Below are 26,634 nucleotides of genomic sequence, written 5' to 3'. Positions count from 1 at the left end.
GTTGCCGGGTCAACAGGTGCGGGGGTGGCGGGGTTCCCCTTCAGCTGTCCGCTGTTTCCGGGTGGAACATCTCCTCCACCGACAGCCGATGGCGGGACAGGTGCTGGGCGTGGGACCAGCGGGCGATCGCCTCCAGCTCCGCCCGGTTGGCGGCGATGCCATAGGTCCAGGGATCGGCGCCGAGCAGCGCCTTCGTGGCCGCCCATTCCTCCGCCAGGAAGGGCAGCATCAGGCTGAGCGAGGAGTGGCGGAGATCGGCCTCCATGTCCGCGAGGCCGAGGCGGCGCGCCTGGTCGAAGGCGGCGTGCAGCTGGCCGGCGAGGCCGGGGTGCCGGGCCGCGATGTCCTTGCGCAGCCCGATGACATGCATGATCGGGTGGAAGCCGGTGCGGCGGTGCCAGGCGATGGCGGCGGCGCGCGGGTCCGGGAACAGCCGCACGACACGCGGATCGCCCTCCGCGAAGGCCAGGGGTTCCGTGGGCGAGAGGATGGCGTCGATCTCGCCCGCCAGCAGCGCGGCGTTGAGCGTTGCACCCTCCGGCAGCGGCCGCACATCCATGCCCGGCGGCAGTTCGAGCGGCAGGCGTTCGCGGCGCCCCGCCTGGTTGGTGCCGGCGGTGCGCCAGCTGATCCCGTTCACATCGACGCCGTGGTCATCGGCCAGGATCCCGCGCAGCCAGAGGCCGAGCGTCATCTGGTACTCCGGGATGCCGACGCGCCTTCCCTCCAGCCCCTTGGCATCGCCGATGCCGGCATCGGCGCGGAGGTAGATGCAGCCGTGCCGGAAGGCGCGGGAGACGAAGGCGGGGATGGCGTCATAGGCGGCCTCGCCGCGCGAGACCTGGATGAGCTGGGAGGAGAGCGAGAGCTCCGTCACGTCGAACTCGGCGCGGGAGAAGGCGCGGGGGAAGCTCAGTTCGGAGTGGATGGGCACCGGCACCAGGCGGATGCCAGGCAGGGTCACGCGCCCATCGAAGAGGGCGCGGACGCGGTCATAGGGGGCGCAGGCAATGGTGAGGATCAAGCCATGTCTCCTGGGGGCAGCCTGCGGCCGCCGAAGGCGGATCGGCGACGATCCGCGCAGCCAAGGGCATCAGGTCGGGCGGGCGACGCGGCGGCCGATCTCCTGCGCGATGCGGGCCTGCTCCGCCACGAAGGGCGCGAACTGGTCGGGCGGCATGGCGACACCTTCCAGGCCGAGATTGTCGAATTGCTGCATCACCTCGGGGTCCCGCACCGCGCTCGCGACGGCGCCGTGAATGCGGTTGACGAGCGCGGGCGCGGCGCCGGCGGGCAGCCAGAGGCCGAACCAGTTGACGACATCGAAGCCCGTGAGGCCCTGTTCCTGCAGCGTCGGCACATCCGGCATGCCCTTCCAGCGCCGCGCACCGGTCAGTGCGATGGCGCGGAGCCGCCCGGCCTGGACGTGCTGCAAGGCGATCTGCGTGCCGACGAAGAACATGTCGATGCGGCCGGCGAGCAGGTCCGTCGTGGCCTCGGCAACCCCGCGATAGGGGACGGAGAGGATGTCCGTGCCCGTCATGGTCTTCATCAGCTCGGCCGGGATGTGGCTGGCGGTGCCGTTGCCGGCATTGGCATAGGTCAGCGCGCCGGGCCTGGCCTTCGCCAGCGCCACCAGCTCCGCCAGGTTGGTCGCGGGGACGGAGGGATGCACCACCAGCGCCTGGCCGAAATTCTGCGCGGCCAGCGTCACATGGGTGAAGTCCCGCACCGGGTCGTAGGTCACGTTGTCATTGAAGGGCGGGATGTTGGTGTGGCTGGCGGTGGTGAAGAGCCAGGTCTGCCCGTCTGGCGGCGTCCGCGCGACATAGGCGGTGCCGACCAGCCCGCCGCCGCCGGCGCGGTTCTCCGTCACCAGCGTCTGGCCCAGCGTCGCCGACATCTTGGGCAGGATGGCGCGAAGGATCAGGTCCGGCGGGCCGCCGGGCGGAGAGGGCACCACCACGCGGACGGGGCCGCGCGCTTCCTGGGCGCTTGCGGTGCCGGCCAGCAACGCGCTGCCGGCCAGGAGGGAACGGCGTCGGATCATCGTCTTGTCCTCAATCCGCGCGGATGCCGGCGCGGGTGATCAGGCCGCGGAAACGCTCGAGCTCGCTCGCGATCAGCGCGCGGAAGGCGTCGGGCGTGCGGGGCGCGGCGTCGGCGCCCTCCATCACCAGGCGCTGCTGCAACTCGGGGTCGTTGAGCTGGCCGTTCACCGCCTCGTTGATCCTCGCGATGATGGCAGGCGGCGTCGCGGCGGGGGCGACCAGGCCGTGCCACTGCACCATCTCATAGCCCGGCAGCGCCTCCGCCACCGGGTTGATGCCGGGGATGGAGGCGGAGGGGCGCGCGGCGCTCATGCCGAGCGCCACCAGCAGGCGGTCGCGGACGCCGGGCAGCACCACGGGCGCGCCGGCGAAGGCGACCTTCAAGCGGCCGGCCAGCAGATCCGCCAGCATCGGGCCGTTGCCGCGATAGGGGACGTGGATCAGGTCGATCCCCGCGGCGTCGCAGAAGCTCGCCATGGTGATGTGGGACGCGCTGCCATTGCCGGCGCTGCCATATTCCAGCGTGCCGGGCCGCGCCTTGGCCAGCGCGATGAACTCCGCCGTGGTGCGGGCGGGGACGGAGGGGTGGATGGCCAGCACGCCGGGCAGCGTCGCCACCAGTGCGACGGGGGCGAAATCCCGCAGCACGTCATAGGGAATGTTGGGGTAGATGAAGGGGTTGACGGCCAGCGTGCCGACATGGCCCCACATCAGCGTGTGGCCATCCGGCGCGCTGCGCGCCACCTGCGCCGCGCCCACCGTGCCGCCGGCGCCGCCGCGGTTCTCCACCACCACGGGATGGCCGCCCAGCGCCTGCTGGAGCTTCGCCGCCAGCGGCCGCGCCAGCAGGTCGTTCGAGCCGCCGGGCGGGAAGGGCACGACGATGGAGATGGGCCGCGACGGCCAGGACTGCGCCAGCGCGCGGTCGCCGATCGGGATCGCGGCCAGGGCAGGGGCGGCGAGCAGCAGGGATCGGCGGGCCAGCATGCGAATTCCTCCTTCTATCCCGGAAGAATTGCGGCGGACCCGGTGGCAGGGGAAGCCCCGTCGCGAGGCGGATCGTGACGGGTGTGACATTTAAGTCGCTAACCCGCTTATGCCGATTATGCGCGTTTAGCACCGATTTCGCGGGGTGCGGGGCGCGGGTCGGGCGGCGGCGGACGAAACATACAAGGAACATCGCTTCCGCTGCCAGTGATTTCGACCGCCTACCCAGGCATGCGCCGAGTTGCTAGCGTTCGGTCCCCAACCTTGCAGGTGCGCCCATGGCCAAGATGCGGATCGAGGGATCCTTCGTCGCCCTCATCACCCCCTTCAACGCCGATGGCAGCGTCGATTTCGGCGGCTTCCGAACGCTGATCGACTGGCATGCGAAGTCCGGCACCTCCGCCGTGCTGATCATGGGCTCGACGGGCGAGGTCTCCATGCTGACGCCGGATGAGCGGCGGGAGATCGTCGAGAAGACCGCCGCCATGAAGGTGGGCGGCATGAAGATGTTCTATGGCTGCACGGGCACCAGCACGGCCGCCACCATCGCCTACCTCAAGCACGCCAAGGCCGCCGGCGCCGATGGCGCGATCCTGGCGGCACCCGCCTATATCTGCGCCCCCGAGGACGACATCGAGGCCTTCTTCGCGGAATGCGCCGATGCGGTCGAACTGCCCATCGGCATCTACAACAACCCGCCGCGGGTGAAGTCCGACCTGCATTGGGACCACCTGCTGCGCCTCATGAAGCACCCGAACATCGTGGTGCTGAAGGAAAGCACGACGCGCGTCGGCCAGGTGGCGCAGGTCTGCGCCGCGCAGCCCGACGCGACGATCATGTGCTGCGACAGCCCCAACCTGGGACTCGTCGTGCCGACCATGTCGCTTGGCGGGCATGGGACGGCGAACATGACGGGCAACATCGACCCGGCCGGCATGGCTCGGCTCTCCACGCCCTGGACGACGCCGGAGCAGTCCGTGGTGTTCCGGGAGACCTATCTCCGCCTGCTGCCGCTGCTGCACTTCACCTACAGCGCCATCAACCCGGTGGCGGTGAAGTCCCTGATGAAGGCGGTGGGGCTGCCGGCGGGCGACCTGCGGCGGCCGCTGACGGGCCTCAAGCCGGACCACCTGGCGCGGGGTGTCGCGATCGTGAAGGCGCTCGGCCTCGATGCGGAATATGGCTGGCGACTGCCGGGCCAGGCGATGCCGCTGGCCGCGGAGTAGAATTACCGCCTTGCGGGCTGGTCCCGTGCCATGGCTTTCTCCCTGCAACACAGGAGGAAACAGGCCATGGCACGGAAGCCCGAACGCTCCGTCGAGGAGCTCTATCGCGACGATCCCGAGCGCGCCGACGCTCTCGCCTTCGGCCGGCGCGGCGCGCTGAAGGGGGCTGCGCTCGCGGCCATGGGCGGCGCGGTCGGCGCCGCCATCCCCTTCGGCGGCCACCTGCCGGCGGGCGTCGCGCCCGCGCTCCTCACGCGCCCCGCCGCGGCGCAGGACGCGCCGCAATTCCTGCGCATGGAGGGCAAGGCGCCCCTCATCATCCAGGGTGAGCGGCCGCTCAACGCGGAGACGCCCGAGCACCTGCTGGATGACGCGGTGACGCCCGCGGACAAGTTCTTCATCCGCAACAACGGCCAGGTGCCGGATCCCGTGGCCGGCGATCCCCGCGGGTGGAAGATCCGCATCGATGGCGAGGTGAACACGCCCCTCGAACTCACCCTGGGCGAGCTGGAAAGCCGTTTCCCGGTGGTGACGCGGCAGTTGCAGATGGAATGCGGCGGCAATGGCCGCAGCCACTTCCAGCCGCAGACCCGGGGCAACCAATGGGGCAACGGCGCCATCAGCAACGCGGAATGGACGGGGGTGCGGCTGCGGGACGTGCTGGCGGCGGCGGGGGTGAAGCCCTCCGCCAGCCATACCGGGCATTTCGGCGCGGACCCGCACCTCTCCGGCGCCACCGACCGCGCCGCCATCAGCCGCGGCATGCGGCTGGCGAAGGCGATGGACGAGGATACGCTGATCGCCTTCCGCATGAACGGCGCGGCCATCCCGCAGGTGCATGGCGCGCCGGCGCGGCTGCTGGTGCCGGGCTGGCCGGGCAGCCTCAGCCAGAAGTGGTTCACGCGCATCACGCTGCTCGACAAGCCCCATACGGGCCAGGGCATGGGTGGCACGAGCTATCGCATCCCGGTCCGGCCGATCGTTCCCGGCAGCGAGAACAATGGCCGCGACTTCGCTGAGATGGAGAGCATGCCGGTGCGATCCATCCTGAGCAGCCACGCCCATGGCACCAGGCTTGCCGCCGGCACCCGGACGCTCGACCTGCGCGGCGCGGCCTGGGCCGGGGACGACACCGTGCGCGCCGTCCATGCCAGCGTCGATTTCGGCGCGACCTGGACGGAGATGCAGGTGGCGGCGCCCGCCAACCGCCATGCCTGGCAGCGCTGGACCGGGCGCGTGGCGCTGCCGGCGGATGGCTACTACGAGGTCTGGTACCGCGCGACGGACAGCCGAGGCCGCATGCAGCCTCACCTCGCCGCCAACTGGAACCCGCAGGGCTACGGGGCGAATCCCATCAGCCGCATCGCCATCCTGGTCGGCGCATGAAGGGGCGCCTTGCTTGCCTGCTGGCCTGCGCGCTGCTGGCGACCCCGGCCGGCGCGCAGCCGGTGTCCGCCACGGAACGGGCGCCGGAGGAAGAGACGATCCTGCCGGAGGGTGAGGGGCGGTCGGAGACCTTCGGCTACTGCACCGTCTGCCACGACACGGCACTGATCCGCCGCAGCCGCTTCACGCGGCGGCAGTGGGACGGGCTGATGGACTGGATGACGGAACGGCACGGGATGAACCCGCTGGAAGGGGAGTTCCGTGTCCTGATCGTCGATTATCTCGCGCAGCATTTCGGGCCGGCCCAGGCGCCACAGCGGGGGCGCAACCCGTTCCTGAATTGAGGCGGCTGCGCGCCTTGTCGCCGCGGGCGGCCGGGGGGATGCTGCCCCCGGAACGAGGGGGGATACGGCCATGATGCCGAACATGCTGCGCGGCCTGGCGCTGGGCGTGGCGATGCTGTCCGCGGGGGCGGGGCAGGCGGCGGCACAGGAATGGCCGACGCGCCCCGTCCGCCTCCTCGTCGGCTTCCCCGCCGGTGGCCCCACGGACATCCCCGCCCGCATCATTGCCGAGCAACTCCGCGCCCGCCTCCCGCAGCCCGTGGTGGTCGAGAACCGCACCGGCGCCGGCGGCCGCATCGCGCTGGATCATGTCATGTCCCAGCCGAGGGACGGGCACACGCTGCTGGTCTGCACCTATATCGACGCGCTCAACACGCTCGGCACCGCGCGGCCCTATCCGCTGTCGGACCTCGCGCCGATCTCCCAGATCACGCGGGCCTATTACGCGCTGGTCGTGCCGAACAGCCTGCCCGCGCGGGATGCGCGTGACTTCGCGGCGCTGGCGGCGGCGCGGCCGGAGGCGGTGGCCTTCGGGCATGTCGGCGGGGCCTCCATGCCGAATCTCGTGGCGCGGATCTTCGAGGGGCTGGTGGGCGCGCGGATGGTGGAGGTGCCCTATCGCGGCACGCCGCCGGTGCTGCAGGACCTCATCGCGGGGCGGTTGCAGTTGTTCGTGGGGCCTCTGGTGAACACCATGCCGCTGGCGCAGGCCGGGCAGGTGAGGGCGATCGGGATGACCAGCCCCGAACGGCTCCCGGTGGCGCCTGACGTGCCGACCTTGCGGGAACAGGGGATCGACCTGGTGGCGCAGGGCTGGCTCGGCGTCTGCGGGGCCAGCGGCATCCCGGCGCCGGTGGTGGCCACGGTGAACCGGCTGGTGGTGGAGGCGGTAGCGAGCCCGGAATACCGGGCGGCGGTGGAGGGGACAGGGGCGGGGGCGGTCTCGTCCTCGCCGGAGGCGCTGGGGCGGCTGATGGAGGAGACGGTGGCGCAGTATCGGGGGGTGATCCGGGGGTTCAACATCCCGCTGGACTGACGTCAGCCGCCGCGCTGGTCCACCGAGATTGACGAAAATCCGCGATTCAGGCGGTCCAGTTGGAACAGCGTCGGCGCGTCCTCCGGCAGCAGTGCGGCGACGCGGGTGAAGGCGGCGCGGGCGGCGTCGGCATCCTCGGCCAGCAGCGCGGCCAGGCCTTCGTCCCAGGCGGTGCGCGCCTCCTGCGGCGCATCCCAGGGCGCATAGACATCGACGGCGGCGCTGCGGCCGCGGGCGGCGAGGCGGCCGAGGCAGCGAAAGCCCTCCCCGGATTGCGCGGCGGCCGTCTCGCCATCCAGCAGCACCGTTGTGCCGAAGATCTTGTTGGCCTGTTCGAGGCGCGCGGCCAGGTTCACCGCATCGCCATGGGCGGTGTAGTCCAGCACCCGCCCGCCGCCGACATCGCCGACGATCGCGACGCCGGTCGCGATGCCGACCCTCGTGATGCCGAAGCCCTCGGCCGCGTGGCGACGGGCGAAGTCCTGGCCGTATTCGGCCAGCGCGATGCCACAGGCCACGGCGTGTCGCTCATGGCCGGGCTGGTCGAGCGGCGCGCCGAACATGACGTGCAGCGCATCCCCCACCACCTTGTCGAGCGTCCCGCCATGGCGGGCGATGATCTCGGCCGCGCCGGCGATATAGGCGTCGAGCATCCCGATCAGCGCGGCGGGGCCGCTGCGCTCCACCAGCGTGGTGAAGCCCGCGATGTCGGTGAAGACAAAGCTCATGCGCCGCGCCTCGCCGCCGATCCGCACCAGGCCCGGCTCTCGCGCGATGCGCGCCACCAGCGCGGGCGGCAGGGACTGCGCGAAGCGCGCCACCAGCCGCGCGCGGCTGGCGCGGGTGGCGATGAAGGCGGCGAGGGCGGCGATGGCGGCAGGGGCCAGCAGCGCGGCCAGCGGCAGCAGCGGGTCTGCCAGCAGCATGGTGGCCGAGAGCAGCGCCAGCACGCCGACCGGCACGGCGAAGAGTGCCGCGACGGCGAAGCCCGCCAGCGCGAGGGGCGGCAGCACCGCCCCGGCCGCGGCGCCCAGCAGGCTGAGCGCCGCGGCGGCGGCGATCTCCGCGCTGTCCAGCCAGGCGGGGCGGCGGGGCAGCCAGAGCGTCATGGCCTGGGCCAGCGCCTCCGCCTGCAACCGGATGCCCGGGACGAGCGGGGCGAAGCCGGCTTCCCGCAGCGCGCCGAGTTCGGGCGCGGTGCCGCCCAGCAGCACGATGTGGCCCTGGATGGCGGCGGAAGGGACCTCCCCCGCCAGCAGCGCGGCGGCGGAGACGGTCGGCAAAGGAGCGCCGGGGTGCAGGCGGATGGACAGGCCCTCATCCAGCGGCAGCACCACCTGCGGCAGGCGGATCGCGGGGCCGGCGGCGTCCAGCAGGGGGGAGGAACCGCCGAGCGCCAGGCGCAGCGCCTCCAGCACCAGGCCGGGACGGAGTTCGTCGCCGACGCGGACCACCAGCGGCACGGCGCGGACGCGGCCGCCCTCCAGCGAGGCCGCGCCATGGCCGGCGGCGGCGGCGACCAGGGCGGGCAGGGCAATGGCGGCGCCGGGGGCGGCGAGCGGCGTCAGCGCCGCGGGGCTGCCGAGCACCGCGAAGCCGCCGGGGGAAGCGGGTGGCGGCGTCGGCTCCGGCGCCAGCAGGAAGCCGAGCGCGACGGGGGCGGCGGCGAGGGAGATGGCGAGGGTCGAATCGTGGTCCGGCAGCCGCGCGGCGCGGAGGCGGAGCGCGGCGGACTCGTCGGGCGGGAGCGCGTCGGCCAGGCGGCGGGCGAGCACGGCGGGGGCGGCGCGGTCGGGCGCCTCGAAGAGGATGTCGGTGGCGATGGCGGCGGGGGCGGCCTCGGCCAGCCGGTCCAGGATGGCGGCGATGCGGTCCCGCGGCCAGGGCCAGGGGCCGAGGCTGGCCAGGCTCTCCCGGTCGATCGCCACCATCAGCACGGGGGGCGTGGGGCCGGGGCGGGGCCAGGCGGCGAGCAGCGTGTCGAGCGCGGCATCGCGCGCCTGGCCCGCGGGCCCCGGCAGCAGCAGGCGGAGGCCGAGCAGCAGCGAAGCGGCGGCGAGGCCCCAGCGGAAGGGGCTCAGCGCGGCAGGCCCACCATGGCGAGGGCGCGCGCGATCCGCGCGGGGGCCCAGCGCTGCGGATCCTCCGGCACGCCGCCCTCGATATCGGTGCCGAAGCCGGGACCGAGCGTGACAAGCCGCCCGCCCGCGGAGACCGCGGCCTCGCCCCGCTCGACGAGGACGGAGAAGCGGCCGTCGATCTCGCCCGCCCAGAAGGCGGTGCCGCGGACGCCGATCAGCGCGGCGGGGGAGACGATGGCGACGGGGGCGCGGGGGGCGGTCTCGGGGCGGCTGAACCAGAGCGCGCCGGCGGCGCGGCGCAGCACCGTGCCGGCCCCGTCCCGCGGGGTGGCGGGCACGCTGTCCAGCAGCAGGCGTGCCAGGGCGCCGAGGCGGAGTTCGATGTCGCCGGCGAGGCGAGCCAGCAGGCGGGAGTCGGCGCCGGTGACCAGCGTGTCGCCCTCGCCGAGCGGGGCGGCGGGGGCGAGGGGGCGGGTGGCGCCGGGGCGCTCCGCGCGTGCGGTGCCGGTGACCTCCACCGCCTCCCCGATCCGGCGCGGGGCCGGGCCGGCGGCGCCGAGCAGCAGGGCGGCGGCGGAAAGGCCGCGTCGGCCTAACAGGGTCTGCGTCATGGGGCGCCTTGCCGTTGCGGGGCTGGGACTATCGCGCGGAAGGGGCGGGTGGGCCAGCGGTGGTGCCATGGCTTGCCGGGGCCGGTTTTTGTCGATATTTTTTCTGTCGGAGCATTTTTGTCGCCCGAACCACGGCAGGGAATCGTCGCATGCGTCTGCTCAGCTTCATCGAGAATGGGCGCAGCGCGCCGGGGGTGCGGATCGGGGAGGAGGTGGTGCCGGTCGGCGACCTCGCCGGTTTCCCCACCGACATGCTGGAGATCGTGGGCCTGGGGGCGGAGGGGCTGGCGAAGCTGGCCGCGGCCGCTGCCTCGGCGCCGGCCTCCGCACGGCGGAAGCGGTCGGACCTCACGCTCGGCATGCCGATCCCGCGCCCTGGCAAGGTGGCCTGCATCGGGCTGAACTATGCGCTGCACGCCAAGGAAGGCGGCAACCCGATCCCGGACTACCCGGCGATGTTCCTCCGCGTGCAGACCAGCCTGGTCGGGCCCGACCAGCCGATCCTGCGACCCGGCGTCTCCGACAAGCTGGACTATGAGGCGGAGCTCGCGATCATCATCGGCAAGCGGGCGCGCTGCGTGAAGCAGGCGGATGCGCTGGACTACGTGGCCGGCTACTCGCTGTTCAACGACGGCTCCGTGCGCGACTACCAGCGCAAGTCCACGCAGTGGACGATGGGCAAGAACTTCGACGCGACGGGCGCCTTCGGGCCGGAGATCGTGACGGCGGATGAGCTGCCGCCGGGCGCGGCGCCGCTGCGCATCTGCGCGCGCGTGGATGGCCAGACGGTGCAGGACAGCACGACGGGCGACATGATCTTCACCGTCGCCCGCGCGATCGAGATCATCTCCGAGGTCATGACGCTGGAGCCGGGCGACGTGATCGCGACCGGCACGCCGTCCGGCGTCGGCTATGCGCGCAAGCCGCCGCTGTTCCTGGCGCCGGGCAAGGTGGTGGAGATCGAGGTCGAGGGCATCGGCGTGCTGCGCAACACCATCGCGGACGACCCCGCCTTCGCCTGAGCGACCGCCAGTCCCTTCCCCGGCGTCGCGCGCTGGGGATATGCTTCGCCCCATCAACGAAAACGATGATGGGGGGAAGCGGGACCATGGGGCGCATGATGATGGGCCGTCGCGCCGCGTTCGGCGCCGCGGCGGGCCTGCTGACGGTGCCGGCCTTCGCGCAGGCGCCCTGGCCTGACAAGCCGGTACGCATCCTGGTGGCCTTCCCGCCTGGCGCCAGCACGGATGTGCTGGCCCGGGCGCTGGCGAATGCGCTGACGCCGGCGCTCGGCCAGCCCGTGGTGGTGGAGAACCGGCCGGGCGCGGGCGGCAATATCGCGACCGTCGCGGTGCGGCGCAGCCCGCCCGATGGCAGCGTCTTCCTGGCGCATTCCGTCGCCTATGCCGTGAACCCGTCCCTGTTCCGCAATGCCGGCTACGATGCGCTGACGGATCTGGAGCCGGTGGCGATGCTGGCCTCCACGCCCAACATCATCACCGTCAATCCCGAGAAGCTGCAGGTCGGCAGCCTCGGCGAACTGATCGCGCAAGCGCGGACGAGGGGGCTGGACTACGGCTCCTCCGGCATCGGCACCACGACGCATCTCGGCATGGAATTGCTGTTCCGCAGCCTGGCGCGGGTGGAGGTGCAGCACGTGCCCTTCGGCCCGGCGCAGGCGGTGACGGCGGTGGTGGGCGGGCAGGTGCCGATCGGCAGCACGAGCCTGCCGCCGGCGCTCCCGATGGTGCGGGAGGGCCGGCTGCGCGGGATCGCCGTGACCAGCCTGCGGCGCGATGCCGCGCTGCCGGATGTGCCCACCGTGGCGGAGCAGGGCTATCCGGGCTTCGAGGCGCTGACCTGGTTCGGGCTGATGGCGCCGCACGGCACGCCCGCCGCCATCTGCGACCGCATGAATGCCGAGATCAACAAGGCGCTGACGGCCGCCGAGACGCGCGGAAGGCTGGACGCGATGGGCTTCGCGCCGGATGCGCGGAGCCGCGCGGACTTCGCCAGCTACCTCGGGCAGGAGGTGACGAAATGGGCCGCCGTCGTCCGTGCCTCGGGCGCCACGGCCGAATGAAAGACGCGCGTTCCGGTTTCAGAACGGGATCGGATTAACCGGTCCTTAGCGGATGCCTCGCTAAGCCCTGGCGGATCATGCGCCAAAAGGGCCCCTCGATGCCGTCTCCGCGTTCGCGACGCCTTTCCGCCGGTGCCGCCAGCCTGCTGCTGTCGGCATCCAGCCTGGCCCTGGTGGCCGGCCTGCCGCGCCTGGCGCCGGCCGCGACGGCGACCTTCTTCGACAGCATCGCGGAAGGGCGCACGGATTTCGACAACCGGGTCACCGCCGCCGGCGGCACGGTGAACACGGACCTGCTGTCGAGCCTGACCAGCAACCAGACCAGCTGGGCGCGCAGCGCCTTCACCATCACCTCCGGCGACGGCACCACGCGCAGCACGCGCACGTCGAGCTTCCAGAACATCCAGGGGCCGAGCGGCACCTTCAACAGCGGCGATGCCATCCGGATGGAGGCGTCCTCCGCCGATCCGCCGGGCAGCGGGCTGGTCTTCACCTTCTCCTCCCCGATCAACGCCTTCGCGGTGGAGCTGGAGGGCTGGGCGACCTGCTGCTACCCCAGCGCGCTCTACATCGCCTTCGATGGCGGCACGCCGATCCTGGTCGGCAGCGCCAATCAGCGGTCCGACAATCCCGGTGATGCGCGCTACGGCCAGGCGATGACCTTCGTCGCCGCGATCAGCGACAGCGGCACCTTCTCCTCCATCGCCTTCTACGGGGAGGCGAGCGGCGACACGATGTTCGGCGGCGGGACCATCCGCTATGCCGTGGTGCCGATCGGTGGCCTGTCCGGCGGCACGGCGATCGACACCAGCCGCGGGTCCTTCGACCAGACGGACAGCGCCGCGCAGGCCAGCACGGTGACCTTCCGCGGCGGCACCTTCCGCCCGACCGCTGCCGCCGCGCTGACCCAGCCGGTGGTGGTGGAGGCGACGAACGGCATCATCGACACCAGCCAGGGCCCTGTCGTGCTGCTGGGCGCCATCACGGGCGACGGGCAGCTGCAGCTGATCGGGCTCGGCCGCCTGACGCTGCAGGGCGACGCGCAGAATGCGGGCGGCGCGCTGGTGCAGCAGGGCACGCTGGTGGTGCAGGGCTCGCTGGGCGGCCCTGTCGTGGTGCAGGCCGGCGGCACGCTGACGGGTGGCGGCACCATCGGCGGCGCGACGACCATCGATGGCACGCTGTCCCCGGGCAGTTCGCCAGGGATCATGACCTTCACCGCGCCGGTGACGCTGGGCGCGGGATCGACCACGCGCCTCGAGATCGATGGCCCGGGCACCGGCACGGGCAGCGGATCGTATGACCGGATCCTGGTGACGGGTGCGGGCAACACGCTGACGGCGGGCGGCACGCTGGCGCCGGCGCTGCGCGGCATCAGCGGGGATGCGACGAACAGCTTCACCCCCGCCATCGGCCAGTCCTTCCGGGTGATCCAGGCGGAGGGCGGGCTGCTAGGCAGCTTCGCCGGGCTGACGCAGCCGACGGAAGGGCTGCCGGCGGGGTCGCGCTTCGATGCGATCTATGGCGCGAACACGCTGGACCTGGTGCTGACGCCGGCGCGCTACGCGGACCTTTCGGCGCTCGGCGTCGGGCAGCGCGTGAACCAGCAGGCGACGGGCGGGGCGGTGGACGCGATCCGCCCGGCGGCGGGGCTGCGGATCGAGGGCGATGCCGGGGCCGTCTTCGGCGCGCTCTACGCGCTGCCGGCCAGCGCCATCCCCGCGGCGCTCGACCAGATGTCGGGCGTGATCCATGCCGATGCGCTGGCGGCGTCGCTGGCGCATCGGCGCATCTTCGGCCAGGCGACCAGCCAGCGCATGGCGGCGATCCGCACGGGCGATGCGGGCCTGGTCGGTGCGCAGGGCGCGCTTGCGCCGCGCGTGGCGCTGGACAGCGCGCGCATCGCGCGGATGTCGGCCATGCCGGGCGCCGGGGTCGGCCTGGATGCCGATGACCAGCCCGCCGGCGATGGCGGGGATGGGGAGGGCTTCGGCCTGCCGGGATGGTCCGTCTGGGGCCGGGCGCTGGGCGGATTCGGGTCCACCGGCAGCGACGGCATCGCGCCGGGCTACAGCCGGCAGAGCGGCGGCGCGCTGGTCGGCGCCGACCGCCGCCTCGCCCCGGGGCTGACGGGCGGCATCGCGCTCGGCTTCCTGCGCGGCCAGGTGGATGGCGATGGATCGACCGGCGAGGTGCGGATCGAGAGCTACCAGGCGAGCCTCTACGGCCTCTACGCGCCGCCGACCGAGGCGACGGCGAAGCCCTTCCTGGATGTCACGCTCGGCACCGGGCTCAGCCGCTACGATGCGCGGCGCCCGATCGGCTTCGGCACCCTGTCGCGCCGCGCCACGGCGGAAAGCCAGGGCATGGACTGGTCGGCGGAGGCCGGCATCGGCGTCTCCACCCGGATCGAGGGGATCGATGTCGAGCCGCGGCTGCATCTGCGATGGGACCGCATCGCGCGGCGCGGCTTCACGGAGACGGGGGCGGGCGCGCTGAACCTGAGTGTGGACGGCCGCACGGCGGATGCGCTGCGGGCGGGCATCGGCGTGGCGGCGGGGCGTAGCTTCACGCTGGAGAACGGGCTGCAGCTGCGGCCGGAAGCCCGCATCGGCTATGTGAGGGAGATGCAGGACGGGCTCGGCCGGTCCACGCACCGGCTGGGCGGCGCGGCCTTCGGGATCGACTCCGCGCGGACCGGCCAGAACGGGCTGCAGGGCGGCATCGGCGTCACCGCCCATCGCGGCGACCGCTTCGCCGTGGTGGCCGATTACGACGCGCTCCGCACCGATCGCGGCACGGAGCATCTGCTGACCATCGGCATGCGCTGGACCTGGTAGGCGTCAGCGCGCGTAGCGCCGTTCCATCTCGTAATACGCGTTGAAGCCGACGCGGTCGTAGAGTTCGTCGAAGGGCAGCAGCCGGTCCGGGCCGGGGTGCTGCCCTTGCGCCATCAGGGCCAGCGCATCCTGCTGGGCGCGGATCACCACGTTCAGCAGCGTGACGCCGAGCAGCAGGATGTCGTAGCCGATCGCCTCCGCCTGCTTCGGCGCCAGGAAGGGGCGGCCGGGCTTCTCCACCTGGGCCAGCATGGTCGGCGTGGCGCCGGTGACGCGGTGCAGCGCTTCCATTTCCTGCGTCGACTGGGGCGCCTCGAAATAGACGATGTCGGCGCCGAGTTCGGCGAAGGCCTGGGCGCGCCACAGCGCTTCGTCGAGGCCGACCGCCGCGCGGCTGTCGGTGCGGCCGATCACCAGCAGGTCGCCGCCGGCCTTGCGGATGGCGTCGCGCGCATCGAGCGCGGCGCGAAGGCGCATCAGCGCCTCCTCGCGCGGTGCGACCTCCAGCCCCTGGGCGAAGCCGCAGCGCTTGGGGAAGACCTGGTCCTCGATCATCACGCAGGCGAAGCCGGCCTGGTGGTAGCCCGCGATGGTGCGGCGGACATTCACGGGGTTGCCGAAGCCGGTATCGGCATCGCCGATCACGGGGATGGGGCTCGCCGCGCAGACCTCCCGCCCCGCATCCAGCATCTCCCGGTAGGAGATCAGGCCGGCATCGGGCAGGCCGAGCCGGGCGGCGGAGACGGCGTAGCCCGAGAGGAAGGCGGCGGGCAGGCCGGCGCGGGCGATGAGCCGCGCGCCCATCGCATCATGGCAGCCCGGCACCACGGCGATGCCGGGCGCTTCGAGCACGGCGCGCAGCCGCGCGGCGGGGGAGGGGACGGGCCCCTCCGGTTCCGGGTCGAGCATGGTCGTTCTCCTCCGGCTTCCATGCTGGCAGTGGTGCCGGTGTCGTGGAAGTGTCACGCCAGGGCCGCGCGGGGTTGGTCTAGATGACCGGCCGTGCAACGAGGGAGCGCGACGTGACGTTCGAGGTGGTTGAGATCGACGGGCAGGCCCAGAAGATCGTGCTGGCGGGGCGGCTGGATACCGGCACGGTGGGCCAGGTGGAGACGCCCTTCACGGCGACGCTGGCCGCTTCGGGCAAGAGCGCGGTGCTGGACCTGACGGGGCTGGATTTCCTGTCCTCGCTGGGCATCCGGCTGCTGCTGTCGGGCGCCCGGGTGGTGTCGCGCCGCGGCGGCAAGGTGGTGCTGTTCGGCGCCCAGCCCATGGTGGCGGAGGTGCTGACGGCCATGGCGCTGGACCAGGTGCTGCCGCTGGTGGCGACGGAGGAGGAGGCGCTGGCGAGGCTGGCGGCCTGATGCTGCTTCTTTCCGTCCCCATCGGCATGGCGGCGATTCCGGGCGCGCAGGCGGCCATCGAATCCTGGGCGGCGGAGGCCGGGCTCTCCCCGGCCGCCACCTATCGCCTGGCGCTGGTGACGGAGGAGCTGCTGGCGAACCTGGCCATGCATGGCCGATTCGCGGGCGATCCGCCGCCGGCGCGGGTGACGGTGGAGGCGGCGGAGGGTGGCGCGGTGCTGGTCATCGAGGATGCGGCCGCCCCCTTCGACCCGCGGGAGGCGCCGGTACCGGCGGTGCCGTCCCTGGCCGATGACCGGGTCGGCGGCATGGGCCTGGCGCTGGTGCGCAGGATGGCGGCCAGCCTGGATTACGGCCCTGCCGAGGGGGGCTGGAACCGCACCCGCATCGCCCTGGCGGGATGATGAACTCATCGACAACCGGGCGGGTTGTCGCGGCCACTGTCATCGAAGCTTCATCAAACTGCAATCGAGGCGTCGCCTGCCGCGCCTAGAAGGCGCCGCGAGGGGTCCGCTTTCTCAGGGCCCGACGCACAGATAGCGGAGAGAGACACGTGGACAGGCGGCATTTCCTGCTCGGTACCGGCGCGGCGATCGGGGCTGGGCTCGTCTCCGGGCGGCAGGCCCTGGCACAGCAGGCGACGATCACCGGCGCGGGCGCGACCTTCCCCAACCCCGTCTATCAGAAGTGGGCGGAAGCCGGCCGCGCGGCCACGGGCATCGCGGTGAACTACCAGTCCGTGGGCTCCGGCGCCGGCATCAACCAGATCCGCAACCGCACGGTCGATTTCGGCGCCACCGACGCGCCGCTGACGGCGCAGCAGCTGACCGAGGGCAACCTGCTGCAGTTCCCCTCCGTGATGGGGTCGCTGGTCGCGATCGTGAACATCCCGGGGATCGAGAACGAGCAGCTGAAGCTGACGGGCGAGCTGCTGGCCGACATCTACCTCGGCAAGATCACGCGCTGGAACGACACGCGGATCGTCGAGCTGAACCGCGGCCTGACGCTGCCGAACCTGGCGATCGCGCCGGCCTATCGCGCCGACGGGTCGGGCACGACCTTCGTGTGGGTGTCCTACCTCTCCGCCGTGTCGGAGGAGTTCAAGAACCGCGTCGGCGTCGGCACCTCCGTCCGCTGGCCGGCGGGCACGGGTGCGCGCGGCAATGAGGGCGTGGCGGGCACGGTGCGGAACATCCGCGGCGCCATCGGCTATGTCGAGAACGCCTATGCCATCACCAACCGCCTGGTGACGACGCAGCTGCGCAACAAGGCCGGCAACTTCGTGCGCCCGACGCATGACAGCTTCATCGCCGCCGCCAGCAATGCGGATTGGACGGTGCCGGGCTTCGCGGCCAGCCTGATCGACCAGCATGGCGCGACGTCCTGGCCGATCGTCTCGCCGACCTTCATCCTGCTGCCGACCAACCCGACGGATGCGGATCGCAGCCGCAACGTGATGCGGTTCTTCGACTGGGCCTTCAAGAACGGCGCGGCCCTGGCCCAGGAGCTGGAATACATCCCGCTGCCGAACCAGGTGCATGACGCGATCCGCGGCGCCTGGCGCAACCAGATCAAGGTCAACGGGCAGCCGGTCTGGACCGCCTGAGGACAGGACCGGTGACCGCGTGGCGGGGGGACCTGGTCCCCGCCACGCGAATTCGGGCGTGACGACCTCGGGAGAGTCCCCTTGCAGCAAGCCGTGACCATGACGCCCGGCGCCGTGCCCAAGCCGGCGCGGCGTTCGTCGAATCTGGGCGACACCCTCTTCTCAGCCGCCTGCCATGCCGCGGGCGGCTTCGTGCTGCTGCTGCTCGGCGGCATCATCATCGAGCTGTTCATCGGCGGGCTTCCCGCCTTCCGCGCCTTCGGCCTGCCCTTCATCTGGTCCACCGAATGGGACCCGGTGCAGGAGGTGTTCGGCGCCGGCGTCTCCATCTACGGCACCATCGTGACGGCGGTGCTCGCCATCCTGCTGGCAGTGCCGGTCGCCTTCGGCGTCGCCTTCTACCTGACGGAGCTGGCGCCGCCCTGGCTGCGCCGGCCGGTCGGCACGGCGGTGGAGCTGCTGGCGGCGGTGCCCAGCATCATCTACGGCATGTGGGGCTTCTTCCTGATCGCGCCGATCATGGCGCAGCATGTGCAGCCCGCCGTGATCGACAGCGTGGGCGAGCTGCCCTTCATCGGCGCGCTGTTCCAGGGCCCGCCCTTCGGGACCGGCATCTTCACCGCGGCGCTGATCCTGGCGATCATGATCCTGCCCTTCATCGCCGCCACCATGCGCGACGTGTTCGAGCAGGTGCCGCCGGTCTACAAGGAAAGCGCCTACGGGCTTGGCTGCACGACCTGGGAGGTGATGAAGGGCGTGGTGCTGCCCTATACCCGCATCTCGGTCGCCGGCGGCATCATGCTCGGGCTCGGCCGTGCGCTGGGCGAGACGATGGCGGTGACCTTCGTGATCGGCAACGCCAACCGCATCTCGAGTTCCCTCTTCGGCCCGGGCAACACCATCGCCTCCGTCGTCGCGCTGGAATTCGGCGAGAGCGAGATGGGCAGCCTGAAGCTCTCCGCGCTGCTGGCGCTGGGCTTCATCCTCTTCGTCCTGTCCTTCGCGGTGCTCGCGCTGTCGCGCTGGCTGCTGCGGTCCCGGCTGAAGGCCTGATGCCATGAGCGCGACCATGACCCCTCAGGGGACGAATCACGGGGCGAACCCGGGCGTCTCTGGCCCCGCCAAGGACAAGGCGGTGGCCGCGGCGCTGGGCCGCAGCCGGAAGCGGGCGGACATCATCGTCCGCAGCCTGTCCTACGCCGCGACGGCGATCGGGCTGGTGTTCCTTGCCTCCATCCTCGTGACCCTGTTCTACAAGGGCTTCGGGGCGATGAACCTTTCCGTCTTCACGGAGGTGACGCGGCCGCCGGGATCGCAGGGCGGGCTGCTGAACGCGATCGTCGGCAGCGCGATCCAGGTGGCGCTGGCGACCATCATCGGCACGCCGATCGGCATGCTGGTCGGCACCTACCTGGCGGAATACGCCCGGGGCTCCTCCTTCGGCAATGCGGTGCGCTTCGTCAGCGACATCCTGCTCTCGGCGCCCTCCATCCTCATCGGCCTCTTCGTCTACCAGCTGCTGGTGCTGCCCTTCGGCGGCTTCTCCGGCTGGGCAGGCGTGGCCGCGCTGTCCATCATCATCATCCCCATCGTGGTGCGCACGACGGAGGACATGCTGGCGCTGATCCCGAACACGCTGCGGGAGGCGGTGATCGGGCTCGGCGCGCCGAAGTGGAAGATGATCGTGACGGTGTGCTGGCGCGCGGCGACGTCGGGCATCATCACCGGCGTGCTGCTGGGCATCGCCCGCATCGCCGGCGAGACGGCGCCGCTGCTCTTCACCAGCCTCGGCAACAATGCCTGGTCCACCAACCTGAACGGGCCGATGCCGAGCCTGCCGATCACCATCTACTCCTATGCTGGCTCGCCGTTCCAGGACTGGATCGAGCTGGCCTGGGCGGGCGCGCTGCTGATCACGCTCGCGGTGCTGCTTCTGAACATCCTGGCGCGCAGCGTGCTGCGCAGCCGCACGTGAGGGGACCGGAACCCATGAGCTCCACCGACGCGCCGACGGCGCCCGCGACGTCCTTCGGCGGCATGCAGGCACGATCCTCCGCGGCCATCAACCAGGCGTCGCGCATCTCGGTGCGCAACCTCGATTTCTTCTACGGGGCGAACAAGGCGCTGAAGGGCGTGAACCTGGAACTGCCGGACCGGCAGGTGACGGGCATGATCGGCCCCTCCGGCTGCGGCAAGTCCACGCTGCTGCGCGTGCTGAACCGAATGTACAGCCTCTATCCCGGCCAGCGGGCGGAGGGCGAGGTGCTGATGGAGGGGCGCAACATGATCGCCCCCGATGTGGACCTGAACGAGCTGCGCTCCAAGGTCGGCATGGTGTTCCAGAAGCCCACCCCCTTCCCGATGACGATCTACGAGAACATCGCCTTCGGCATCCGGCTGCATGAGAAGCTGTCGAAGTCCCAGATGGACGACCGGATCGAATGGGCGCTGTCCCGCGCCGCGATTTGGGGCGAGGTGAAGGACCGTCTGCAGAGCAGCGCCATGGGGCTTTCGGGCGGGCAGCAGCAGCGGCTTTGCATCGCGCGGACCATCGCGGTGCGGCCGGAAGTCATCCTGTTCGACGAGCCGACCAGCGCGCTCGACCCGATCTCGACCCTCAAGATCGAGGAGCTGATCGACGAGCTGAAGCGCGACTTCACCATCTGCATCGTGACGCACAACATGCAGCAGGCCGCGCGCTGCGCCGACCAGGTGGCCTTCTTCTACCTCGGCGAGCTGGTCGAGGTGGCGCCGGCCGCGCAGCTCTTCACCGCGCCGCGGGAGAAGCGGACGCAGGAATACATCACGGGCCGCTTCGGCTGATCGGGAGACTGGCATCATGCCGATGGAACAGGGCGAGCACATCGTCCGCAGCTATGACGAACAGCTCCGCCGCCTGCGGGACATGGTGGCCCGCATGGGCGGCCTGGCGGAGCGGCAGGTGAATGACGCGACGGTCGCGCTGACGCGGCGCGATGCGACGCTGGCCGCCGAGGTGATCGGGCGCGATGCGGCGCTCGACCAGCTGGAGCGGGAGATCGAGGCCTTCTGCATCCGCATCCTGGCGACGCGCCAGCCCATGGCGAGCGACCTGCGCTTCATCGTCGCCGCCATGAAGGTGGCGCATAATCTGGAACGGATCGGGGACTACGCCCGCAACGGCGCCAAGCGCAGCATCGTCATCGCGCAGCAGCCCGCCATCGGCAGCCTGAACGGCTTCACCCGCATGGCCCGCCTGGTGCAGGAGAATTTGAAGCTCGCGATCGATGCGCTGGTGAATGACGATGCCGAAGCCGCGGAGCGCGTCTGGGCGGCGGATGAGCCGGTGGACGATGTCTACAACGGCATCTTCCGGGAGATGCTGACCTTCATGATGGAGGATCCGCGGAACATCACCGCGGCCACGCATCTGCTGTTCATCGCCAAGAACCTGGAACGCATCGGCGACCACGCGACCAACATCGCGGAAACCGTGCACTACGCCGTGCGCGGCGACAGCCTGCCGGAGGACCGGCCCAAGGCCGATGCCTCCGCCTATGCCGTCGTCCGGCCACCTGAGTAAGGGAGCCCGCCATGCCCGAAGCCATTGGCAGCCTGGCCAAGCCCACCATCCTGGTGGTGGAGGATGAGGCGCCGCTGCTGACGCTGCTGCGCTACAACCTGGAGAAGCAGGGCTTCCGCGTGGAGGAAGCGACCGATGGGCAGGAGGCGCTGCTGCGCGTCGCGGAAGGGAAGCCGGATCTGATCCTGTTGGACTGGATGCTGCCGCAGCTCTCGGGGCTCGAGGTCTGCCGGCAGATCCGCCGCCGGCCCAACACGCGGGACCTGCCGATCATCATGGTGACGGCGCGGACCGAGGACCAGGATGCGGTGCGGGCGCTGGATACCGGCGCCGACGACTACATCGCCAAGCCCTACGTCATGGACGCGCTGCTGGCGCGCATCCGGGCGCTGCTGCGGCGATCCGGCGCGGTGCCGGTGAAGGGGCGGCTGAGCTACGCCGACCTGGTGATGGACCAGGACGCGCATCGGGTGACGCGCGGCGCGCGGTCGCTGCATCTCGGCCCGACGGAATACCGGCTGCTGGAGTTCTTCCTCAGCCATCCCGGGCGCGTCTTCACGCGGGAGCAGCTGCTGGACGCCGTCTGGGGCCGCGACATCCATGTGGAGCCGCGCACGGTGGACGTGCATATCCGCCGGCTCCGCAAGGCCGTGAACGGGGAGGGCGAGGTGGACATCATCCGCACCGTCCGCTCCGCCGGCTATGCGCTGGATGTCGAGGGGTAGGACCGACGGCATGATGGCGTGACTCGCGGCCGACGCAGTCGGCCGAGGCCGCGACGGGTGCCCATGTGCGTTGCTTCGCAACGCTCATGGGGTCCCGGAACGCGGCCCGCCGCTTATGCGGCGAGCCAAGGCCGCGGATGCGGCCGCCCGGCGCTTGAGGGCAAGAACCTTAAGGCTCGTCCGGTGCGCGGTAGAGGGAGGTGAGCGCCAGGCGCCGCAGGGTGTTGCGGGCGAGCGCCTCGATCTCCCGCCGGTCGGTCGTGTCGGGGTCCACCGTCATCCAGGCGGCGGAAAGCCGGCGCCAGAAGACGGAGATGTCGAGCAGCCGGTCGCGGTAGCCATCCTGTTCCAGGATGAGGCGCGTCGGTGCCTCCAGCGGCAGGGGGCGGCGCATCGCTTCCTCGGCCGCCGCGGCGATGGCGGCGCTGGCGCGGCGCGGGCGGCTGATCTGCGGCAGCAGATTGTCCATGGCGCGGGTCAGCAGCCCGCCGCCGACCCAGCCGCGATCGGCGCCCAGCGTCTGGCGCGTGCGGAAGACGACCTTCTCCATCGATTCGTAGTCCGGCTGCGCGGCGGCGGTGGCCAGCACCCGCGCATGGGCATTCGCCAGGCGCTGCAGGCGGCGCGCGAGGGGCGCCACCGTCGCCATGGGGAAGCCGAAGCGGGTGATGCAGCGGGCGACCGCGGCCTCGAACATCCCGGGGCCGGGGGGCACGCGGCGCATGGCCTCCGCCAGGGCCTGGCCTTCCTCCCCGGCCTGGCCGGCCAGGCGTTCCACCATGGCGGTGGTGGCGGCGTAGAGGTGGTGCTCCTCCGGCACCTCCTCCTCCTCATCCAGCAGGGGGCCGGGCAGGGGGTCGCCGGGCATGATGCGCTCCACGCAGCGCAGCGCGGCGGGCACCAGGCGCAGCAGGCGGAAGTCGCGGCTGCCGGGGGCGAGGTCGAAGAGCTGGTGCGCGGTATCGATATCCACGAGCAGGCGGAGATGGGCGAAGGACCGCACCACGGCGATGCCGCCGCTCGCGTCGCGTTCGAAGCCCAGGCCTGCCTCATGCATCCAGGGGGCGTGGAAGTTGAGGTGGGTGGGCGGCCAGACCTCCCCGGCCTCGGCGCCAGGGAAGACGACCGGGTCGAAGCGACGGGGATCGGGCAGCTCCGGCCGCGGCGGCGGGATGGCATGGGAGACCGGGGCAGGGCTGGCTTGGTCGGGCACGGTCGCAAGATGCGGGACGGATGGTTAACCGAAGGTGGCGCCACAACCGGAATGCGAGTGGCGTTTCCGTGTGGTGTGAAAACGGCGGTTAAGGTGCTGGCGTGATTGACGGGGACCGGGCCGCGGGCGACCAATGCGACAACACATCTGGGGAGCCCAGTTCGATGAATCGCCGCGCTTTCGGCCTTGCCGCCCTTCTCGCCCTGCCGGCCCTGGCCGCCTGCGCGCCGACCGACCCGATGGGCGCCCAGCTGGCGGCGCAGCCCGTCCGCGTCGTGTTCTTCGAGGATGACAGCATCGCCACCAGCGAGGAGGCCAAGGCCGTGATCCGCGACGCGGCGGAGGTGGCGAAGCGCTACCCCGGCGCGCCGGTGCGCGTGCTGGGCTTCTCCGCGCCCGAGCCCGGCCTGGCGCCGACGGTCGCCCTCTCCCGCGCCCGGGCGGAGCGGGTGGTGAATGAGCTGGTGGCCGCCGGCGTGCCGCGCGGGCAGATCACCCAGCAGGGCCGCGGCGCCGTGCCCTTCGATGCCGTGCCGGTGCAGAGCCGCCGGGTCGAGATCCATATCGGGCCGAATTGAGGGTCCGCAGGCTGATCCGCGGGCGGATCGGAAGCTGACGAAGCGCCCCGGGCATGGCAGAGGATGCCATGCCCGATGACGGCCGATTCCCCCCCGTAACCAGACCCTCCATGGAAACCAGCACGGACCCGGTTGAGGTCCTGTCCCGCGTCTTCGGCCATCCCGGCTTCCGCGGGCGGCAGGAGGAGGTGGTGCGCCATGTCGCGGGCGGTGGCTCCGGCCTGGTGCTGATGCCGACCGGCGGCGGCAAGTCGCTGTGTTTCCAGGTGCCGGCGCTGTGCCGGGAGGGGGTGGGGGTGGTCGTCTCTCCCCTCATCGCCCTCATGGAGGACCAGGTCGCGGCGCTGCGCCAGCAGGGCGTGGCCGCGGCCGCGCTGCATTCCGACCTGCCGGAGGGCGAGGCACGGAATGTGCTGCGGGACCTGCACCATGGCGACCTCAAGCTGCTCTACGTCTCTCCCGAGCGGCTGACGCTGGAGGGGATGCTCGGCCGGCTGGAGGAGCTGCCGATCGCCCTCTTCGCGGTGGATGAGGCGCATTGCGTCAGCCAATGGGGGCATCACTTCCGGCCGGAATATCGCGGCCTCGGCGTACTGTCGGAGCGCTTCCCGCGCACGCCGCGCCTGGCGCTGACGGCGACGGCGGACCAGCGGACGGTGGAGGACATCCGCCGGCAGCTCGGCCTGCAGGAGGACCCGGTGTTCCGCGGCGGCTTCGACCGGCCGAACATCCGGATCGAGGCCGTGCCGCGGGAGCAGGAGCGCGCGCAGCTGCGCGCCCTGCTGCGGGAGGAGGCGGGGAAGGGCGGGGCCGGCATCGTCTATTGCGGCACCCGCAACAAGACCGAGCAGACGGCGGAGTGGCTGCGCGGTGACGGCGTGGATGCGCTGGCCTTCCATGCCGGCATGGACAGCGAGGCGAAGCGGGACGCGCATCGCCGCTTCGCCCGCGGCGACAGCGTGGTGATGTGCGCGACCATCGCCTTCGGCATGGGCATCGACCGGCCGGATGTGCGCTGGGTGGCCCACCTGGATCTGCCGAAATCTCCGGAGAGCTGGTACCAGGAGATCGGCCGCGGCGGGCGGGATGGCCTGCCGGCGCGCGCCCTGCTGCTCTACGGCGCGGGCGACATCGCCCTCGCCCGTCACCGGATCGAGGAAAGCCCCGCGGCGCCGGAGCAGAAGCGGATCGAGCGGCAGCGGCTGGAGGCGATGGTGGCGATCGCGGAGGCCGCGACCTGCCGCCGCCAGATCCTGCTGCGCTGCTTCGGGGAGGATGACATCCCCCCCTGCGGCAATTGCGATGTCTGCCTGAGCCCGCCGAAACTCTTCGACGGCACGGTGGCGGCGCAGAAGATGCTCTCCGCCGTGCTGCGCACGGGGCGGCGCTTCGGCGTGGCGCATGTCGTGGACGTGCTGCGCGGGCGGATGACGGAGAAGGTGGCGCAATTCGCGCATGACCGGCTGCCGACCTTCGGCGTGGGGAAGGACCTGTCGGACCTCGCCTGGCGCGGCGTGGCGCGGCAGCTGGTGGCGCGCGGGGCGCTGGACGTGGCGGTGGAGAACCATGGGGAGCTGGTGCCCATGGAGGCGGCGCGCCCGATCCTGAAGGGCGAGGAGAAGGTCCTGCTGCGGGAGGATGTGCTGCGCGCCGGCACGGCGCCCGCGGGCGGATCGCGCGGCGTGCGGGGTGGCGGCGCCGCGCCGGTCGGCGACCGGGTGTTCGAGGCGCTGCGCGACTGGCGGCGCGGCGAGGCGCAGGCGCAGCAGGTGCCGGCCTATGTCATCTTCCAGGACAAGACGCTGGCGGAGATCGCGCAGGCGCGGCCACGCAGCCTGGACCAGCTGGCGGCCATCCCCGGGGTGGGGCGCACCAAGCTCGATCGCTATGGCGACGAGGTGCTGCGGGTGCTGCGGGGCTGCGACTGACTACTCCGCCTTGATGCCCCGGCTGCGGATCACGGCCAGCCAGCGGCGCCTCTCGCTGGCGAGAAACGGACGGAATTCCTCGGGGGTCATGACCCTCGGGAAGACGGCGCCGGCGCGGAGCTGGGCGATGAGGTCGGGCTGGCGCATCGCCTCCGCGATGCCCTGGTGCAGGCGCTGGACGATCTCCTCCGGCGTGCCGGCGGGGGCGAACATGGCCAGCAGCGTCGTGCCCTCGAAGCCCGGCAGCGCGGCTTCGGCGATGGTCGGGATCTCCGGGGCCAGCGGGCTGCGCTCCGCGCTGGTGACGGCAGCACCGATGACGTCGCCGTTGCGGATCAGGGGGAGCGCCGTCACCGCCTCCACGAAGGCCATCTCGACCTCCCCGGTGATGACGGCCTGCACGGCGGGGGCGCCGCCGCGATAGGTGACGTTCTCCACCTGGATGCCGGCCCCTTCCAGGAAGAGCTCCGTGATGATGTGGGCGGAACCGCCGGCGCCGGAGGAGGCGTAGCTGAGGCGGCCCGGCGCTGCCTTGGCACGCGCGATCAGCGCGGCGGTGTCGCGCGTCCCGTGCTTCGGGCTCAGGCAGAGGAAGAGGGAGGAGGTGCTGACGGAGCCGAGGGGGGTGAAGTTCGCCTCCTCGTCATAGCCGCGCTGGGGGTAGAGGTGCCCCGACATGGAATAGGTGCCGCTGCCCGCGAAGAGCAGCGTGTAGCCATCCGGGCGGGAGCGGGCGACATGGGCGCTGCCGATGGTGCCGCTGGCGCCGGGGCGGTTCTCCACCACGAAGCTGCCCCCGAGGATGCGGCCCAGCTGCTGCGCGACCAGGCGGGCGACGGTGTCGGTGGAACCGCCGGGCGCGAAGGAGACGACGATGGAGACGGGGCGCGTGCCGGGGTAGGGCGCCTGGGCGCTTGTGGCCGTGGGCAGCAGGGCGAGCGTGGCCGCGCCGAGGCTGCGGCGGGTGAGGTTGTGCATGGCGTTTCCCCCGTGATGGCCTGGATGGTAGGGGC

The 26,634-nt window shown here is 71.8% G+C and carries 25 protein-coding genes; 17 read left to right on the top strand and 8 right to left on the bottom strand.

Translation table 11 applies throughout. The features are described 5' to 3' along the window. Positions 1-40: 40 nt before the first annotated feature. From G3576_RS03690 to G3576_RS03680, 3 genes are all read right to left on the bottom strand, one after another. Entirely contained in the window at positions 41-1,024 is a 984-nt protein-coding gene (locus tag G3576_RS03690) for a substrate-binding domain-containing protein (protein WP_164692944.1), read from the bottom strand. 69 nt (positions 1,025-1,093) lie between these two features. Then, positions 1,094-2,050 carry a tripartite tricarboxylate transporter substrate-binding protein gene (locus G3576_RS03685; protein ID WP_164692943.1) on the bottom strand — a complete coding sequence of 319 codons (957 nt, stop codon included), beginning with the start codon at positions 2,048-2,050 and terminating at the stop codon, positions 1,094-1,096. A gap of 10 nt (positions 2,051-2,060) precedes the next feature. After that, positions 2,061-3,038: a Bug family tripartite tricarboxylate transporter substrate binding protein gene (locus G3576_RS03680; protein ID WP_164692942.1), complete on the bottom strand. Its 978-nt coding sequence runs from the start codon at positions 3,036-3,038 to the stop codon at positions 2,061-2,063. A 278-nt stretch (positions 3,039-3,316) separates the two neighbouring features. Here G3576_RS03680 and G3576_RS03675 point away from each other — a divergent pair, with 278 nt between their 5' ends. The 4 genes from G3576_RS03675 (at position 3,317) to G3576_RS03660 (ending at position 7,030) form a co-directional block, all read left to right on the top strand. Beyond that, positions 3,317-4,264: a dihydrodipicolinate synthase family protein gene (locus G3576_RS03675; protein ID WP_164692941.1), complete on the top strand. Its 948-nt coding sequence runs from the start codon at positions 3,317-3,319 to the stop codon at positions 4,262-4,264. 66 nt (positions 4,265-4,330) lie between these two features. Then, entirely contained in the window at positions 4,331-5,650 is a 1,320-nt protein-coding gene (locus G3576_RS03670) for a sulfite oxidase (protein WP_164692940.1), read from the top strand. Then, positions 5,647-5,994 (top strand): hypothetical protein, encoded by a 348-nt coding sequence (locus tag G3576_RS03665; protein ID WP_164692939.1) that lies wholly within the window; start codon positions 5,647-5,649, stop codon positions 5,992-5,994. The genes G3576_RS03670 and G3576_RS03665 overlap by 4 nt, the downstream gene beginning before the upstream one ends. A 70-nt stretch (positions 5,995-6,064) precedes the next feature. Continuing rightward, complete coding sequence (locus tag G3576_RS03660) at positions 6,065-7,030, top strand: Bug family tripartite tricarboxylate transporter substrate binding protein (protein ID WP_164692938.1); 966 nt, start codon at positions 6,065-6,067, stop codon at positions 7,028-7,030. Between the two features lie 2 nt (positions 7,031-7,032). Here G3576_RS03660 and G3576_RS03655 read toward each other — a convergent pair whose 3' ends face one another. Continuing rightward, a complete protein-coding gene (locus G3576_RS03655) occupies positions 7,033-9,072 on the bottom strand; it encodes an adenylate/guanylate cyclase domain-containing protein (RefSeq protein WP_328728483.1) in 2,040 nt (679 codons plus the stop codon). Between the two features lie 35 nt (positions 9,073-9,107). Further along, the gene (locus G3576_RS03650) at positions 9,108-9,722 is read right to left on the bottom strand and encodes a FecR domain-containing protein (RefSeq protein ID WP_164692936.1); all 615 of its coding nucleotides are present in this window, start codon (positions 9,720-9,722) and stop codon (positions 9,108-9,110) included. A gap of 149 nt (positions 9,723-9,871) precedes the next feature. Between G3576_RS03650 and G3576_RS03645 the strand changes: the two genes are divergently transcribed. The 3 genes from G3576_RS03645 to G3576_RS03635 all read left to right on the top strand — a co-directional run bounded on the left by G3576_RS03645 (position 9,872) and on the right by G3576_RS03635 (position 14,645). After that, entirely contained in the window at positions 9,872-10,744 is an 873-nt protein-coding gene (locus G3576_RS03645; protein WP_164692935.1) for a fumarylacetoacetate hydrolase family protein, read from the top strand. An 86-nt stretch (positions 10,745-10,830) separates the two neighbouring features. Further along, entirely contained in the window at positions 10,831-11,805 is a 975-nt protein-coding gene (locus G3576_RS03640; protein WP_164692934.1) for a tripartite tricarboxylate transporter substrate binding protein, read from the top strand. Positions 11,806-11,903: 98 nt separating this feature from the next. Beyond that, a complete protein-coding gene (locus tag G3576_RS03635; RefSeq protein WP_164692933.1) occupies positions 11,904-14,645 on the top strand; it encodes an autotransporter family protein in 2,742 nt (913 codons plus the stop codon). 3 nt (positions 14,646-14,648) lie between these two features. On the opposite strand, the gene G3576_RS03630 is transcribed toward G3576_RS03635, so the two are convergent. Beyond that, complete coding sequence (locus G3576_RS03630; protein WP_164692932.1) at positions 14,649-15,554, bottom strand: isocitrate lyase/PEP mutase family protein; 906 nt, start codon at positions 15,552-15,554, stop codon at positions 14,649-14,651. A gap of 113 nt (positions 15,555-15,667) precedes the next feature. On the opposite strand from G3576_RS03630, the gene G3576_RS03625 reads away from it, so the two are divergent. The 8 genes from G3576_RS03625 (at position 15,668) to phoB (ending at position 21,902) form a co-directional block, all read left to right on the top strand. After that, complete coding sequence (locus tag G3576_RS03625; RefSeq protein WP_164692931.1) at positions 15,668-16,009, top strand: STAS domain-containing protein; 342 nt, start codon at positions 15,668-15,670, stop codon at positions 16,007-16,009. Then, positions 16,009-16,413 carry an ATP-binding protein gene (locus G3576_RS03620; RefSeq protein ID WP_164692930.1) on the top strand — a complete coding sequence of 135 codons (405 nt, stop codon included), beginning with the start codon at positions 16,009-16,011 and terminating at the stop codon, positions 16,411-16,413. The genes G3576_RS03625 and G3576_RS03620 overlap by 1 nt, the downstream gene beginning before the upstream one ends. 149 nt (positions 16,414-16,562) lie before the next feature. After that, the gene (gene pstS / locus G3576_RS03615) at positions 16,563-17,615 is read left to right on the top strand and encodes a phosphate ABC transporter substrate-binding protein PstS (protein ID WP_328728375.1); all 1,053 of its coding nucleotides are present in this window, start codon (positions 16,563-16,565) and stop codon (positions 17,613-17,615) included. A gap of 99 nt (positions 17,616-17,714) precedes the next feature. Then, complete coding sequence (gene pstC / locus G3576_RS03610) at positions 17,715-18,668, top strand: phosphate ABC transporter permease subunit PstC (RefSeq protein ID WP_164693307.1); 954 nt, start codon at positions 17,715-17,717, stop codon at positions 18,666-18,668. Between the two features lie 16 nt (positions 18,669-18,684). Next, on the top strand, positions 18,685-19,590 hold the full coding sequence (gene pstA, locus G3576_RS03605) for a phosphate ABC transporter permease PstA (RefSeq protein WP_235951368.1): 906 nt from the start codon (positions 18,685-18,687) through the stop codon (positions 19,588-19,590). A 62-nt stretch (positions 19,591-19,652) separates the two neighbouring features. Continuing rightward, positions 19,653-20,438 (top strand): phosphate ABC transporter ATP-binding protein PstB, encoded by a 786-nt coding sequence (gene pstB / locus G3576_RS03600; RefSeq protein ID WP_164693306.1) that lies wholly within the window; start codon positions 19,653-19,655, stop codon positions 20,436-20,438. 16 nt (positions 20,439-20,454) lie between these two features. Further along, positions 20,455-21,177 (top strand): phosphate signaling complex protein PhoU, encoded by a 723-nt coding sequence (phoU, locus tag G3576_RS03595; RefSeq protein WP_164692928.1) that lies wholly within the window; start codon positions 20,455-20,457, stop codon positions 21,175-21,177. 11 nt (positions 21,178-21,188) lie between these two features. Beyond that, the gene (gene phoB / locus G3576_RS03590; RefSeq protein ID WP_164692927.1) at positions 21,189-21,902 is read left to right on the top strand and encodes a phosphate regulon transcriptional regulator PhoB; all 714 of its coding nucleotides are present in this window, start codon (positions 21,189-21,191) and stop codon (positions 21,900-21,902) included. Between the two features lie 169 nt (positions 21,903-22,071). On the opposite strand, the gene G3576_RS03585 is transcribed toward phoB, so the two are convergent. Then, positions 22,072-23,115, bottom strand: coding sequence for a hypothetical protein (locus G3576_RS03585; RefSeq protein ID WP_164692926.1), 1,044 nt, complete (start codon positions 23,113-23,115; stop codon positions 22,072-22,074). Between the two features lie 164 nt (positions 23,116-23,279). On the opposite strand from G3576_RS03585, the gene G3576_RS03580 reads away from it, so the two are divergent. Both G3576_RS03580 and recQ read left to right on the top strand, forming a co-directional pair. Beyond that, positions 23,280-23,693, top strand: coding sequence for an OmpA family protein (locus G3576_RS03580; RefSeq protein WP_164692925.1), 414 nt, complete (start codon positions 23,280-23,282; stop codon positions 23,691-23,693). 110 nt (positions 23,694-23,803) lie between these two features. Further along, the gene (recQ, locus tag G3576_RS03575; RefSeq protein ID WP_164692924.1) at positions 23,804-25,621 is read left to right on the top strand and encodes a DNA helicase RecQ; all 1,818 of its coding nucleotides are present in this window, start codon (positions 23,804-23,806) and stop codon (positions 25,619-25,621) included. Here recQ and G3576_RS03570 read toward each other — a convergent pair whose 3' ends face one another. Beyond that, a complete protein-coding gene (locus tag G3576_RS03570; protein WP_164692923.1) occupies positions 25,622-26,599 on the bottom strand; it encodes a Bug family tripartite tricarboxylate transporter substrate binding protein in 978 nt (325 codons plus the stop codon). Positions 26,600-26,634: the final 35 nt, after the last annotated feature.

Source organism: Falsiroseomonas algicola (assembly GCF_011040385.1).
Classification (GTDB): Bacteria; Pseudomonadota; Alphaproteobacteria; order Acetobacterales; family Acetobacteraceae; genus Falsiroseomonas; species Falsiroseomonas algicola.
The sequence above is the reverse complement of the archived record's forward strand: the minus strand, read 5'-3'. Positions and strand labels throughout refer to the sequence as shown.

Coding starts and splice junctions, on each gene's coding strand:
- G3576_RS03685 (WP_164692943.1), bottom strand. CDS start 2,050: ATGATCCGACGCCGTTCCCTCCTGGCCGGCAGCGCGTTGCTGGCCGGC.
- G3576_RS03680 (WP_164692942.1), bottom strand. CDS start 3,038: ATGCTGGCCCGCCGATCCCTGCTGCTCGCCGCCCCTGCCCTGGCCGCG.
- G3576_RS03675 (WP_164692941.1), top strand. CDS start 3,317: ATGGCCAAGATGCGGATCGAGGGATCCTTCGTCGCCCTCATCACCCCC.
- G3576_RS03670 (WP_164692940.1), top strand. CDS start 4,331: ATGGCACGGAAGCCCGAACGCTCCGTCGAGGAGCTCTATCGCGACGAT.
- G3576_RS03665 (WP_164692939.1), top strand. CDS start 5,647: ATGAAGGGGCGCCTTGCTTGCCTGCTGGCCTGCGCGCTGCTGGCGACC.
- G3576_RS03660 (WP_164692938.1), top strand. CDS start 6,065: ATGATGCCGAACATGCTGCGCGGCCTGGCGCTGGGCGTGGCGATGCTG.
- G3576_RS03650 (WP_164692936.1), bottom strand. CDS start 9,722: ATGACGCAGACCCTGTTAGGCCGACGCGGCCTTTCCGCCGCCGCCCTG.
- G3576_RS03645 (WP_164692935.1), top strand. CDS start 9,872: ATGCGTCTGCTCAGCTTCATCGAGAATGGGCGCAGCGCGCCGGGGGTG.
- G3576_RS03640 (WP_164692934.1), top strand. CDS start 10,831: ATGGGGCGCATGATGATGGGCCGTCGCGCCGCGTTCGGCGCCGCGGCG.
- G3576_RS03635 (WP_164692933.1), top strand. CDS start 11,904: ATGCCGTCTCCGCGTTCGCGACGCCTTTCCGCCGGTGCCGCCAGCCTG.
- G3576_RS03630 (WP_164692932.1), bottom strand. CDS start 15,554: ATGCTCGACCCGGAACCGGAGGGGCCCGTCCCCTCCCCCGCCGCGCGG.
- G3576_RS03620 (WP_164692930.1), top strand. CDS start 16,009: ATGCTGCTTCTTTCCGTCCCCATCGGCATGGCGGCGATTCCGGGCGCG.
- pstC (WP_164693307.1), top strand. CDS start 17,715: ATGACGCCCGGCGCCGTGCCCAAGCCGGCGCGGCGTTCGTCGAATCTG.
- pstA (WP_235951368.1), top strand. CDS start 18,685: ATGACCCCTCAGGGGACGAATCACGGGGCGAACCCGGGCGTCTCTGGC.
- pstB (WP_164693306.1), top strand. CDS start 19,653: ATGCAGGCACGATCCTCCGCGGCCATCAACCAGGCGTCGCGCATCTCG.
- phoU (WP_164692928.1), top strand. CDS start 20,455: ATGCCGATGGAACAGGGCGAGCACATCGTCCGCAGCTATGACGAACAG.
- phoB (WP_164692927.1), top strand. CDS start 21,189: ATGCCCGAAGCCATTGGCAGCCTGGCCAAGCCCACCATCCTGGTGGTG.
- G3576_RS03580 (WP_164692925.1), top strand. CDS start 23,280: ATGAATCGCCGCGCTTTCGGCCTTGCCGCCCTTCTCGCCCTGCCGGCC.
- recQ (WP_164692924.1), top strand. CDS start 23,804: ATGGAAACCAGCACGGACCCGGTTGAGGTCCTGTCCCGCGTCTTCGGC.
- G3576_RS03570 (WP_164692923.1), bottom strand. CDS start 26,599: ATGCACAACCTCACCCGCCGCAGCCTCGGCGCGGCCACGCTCGCCCTG.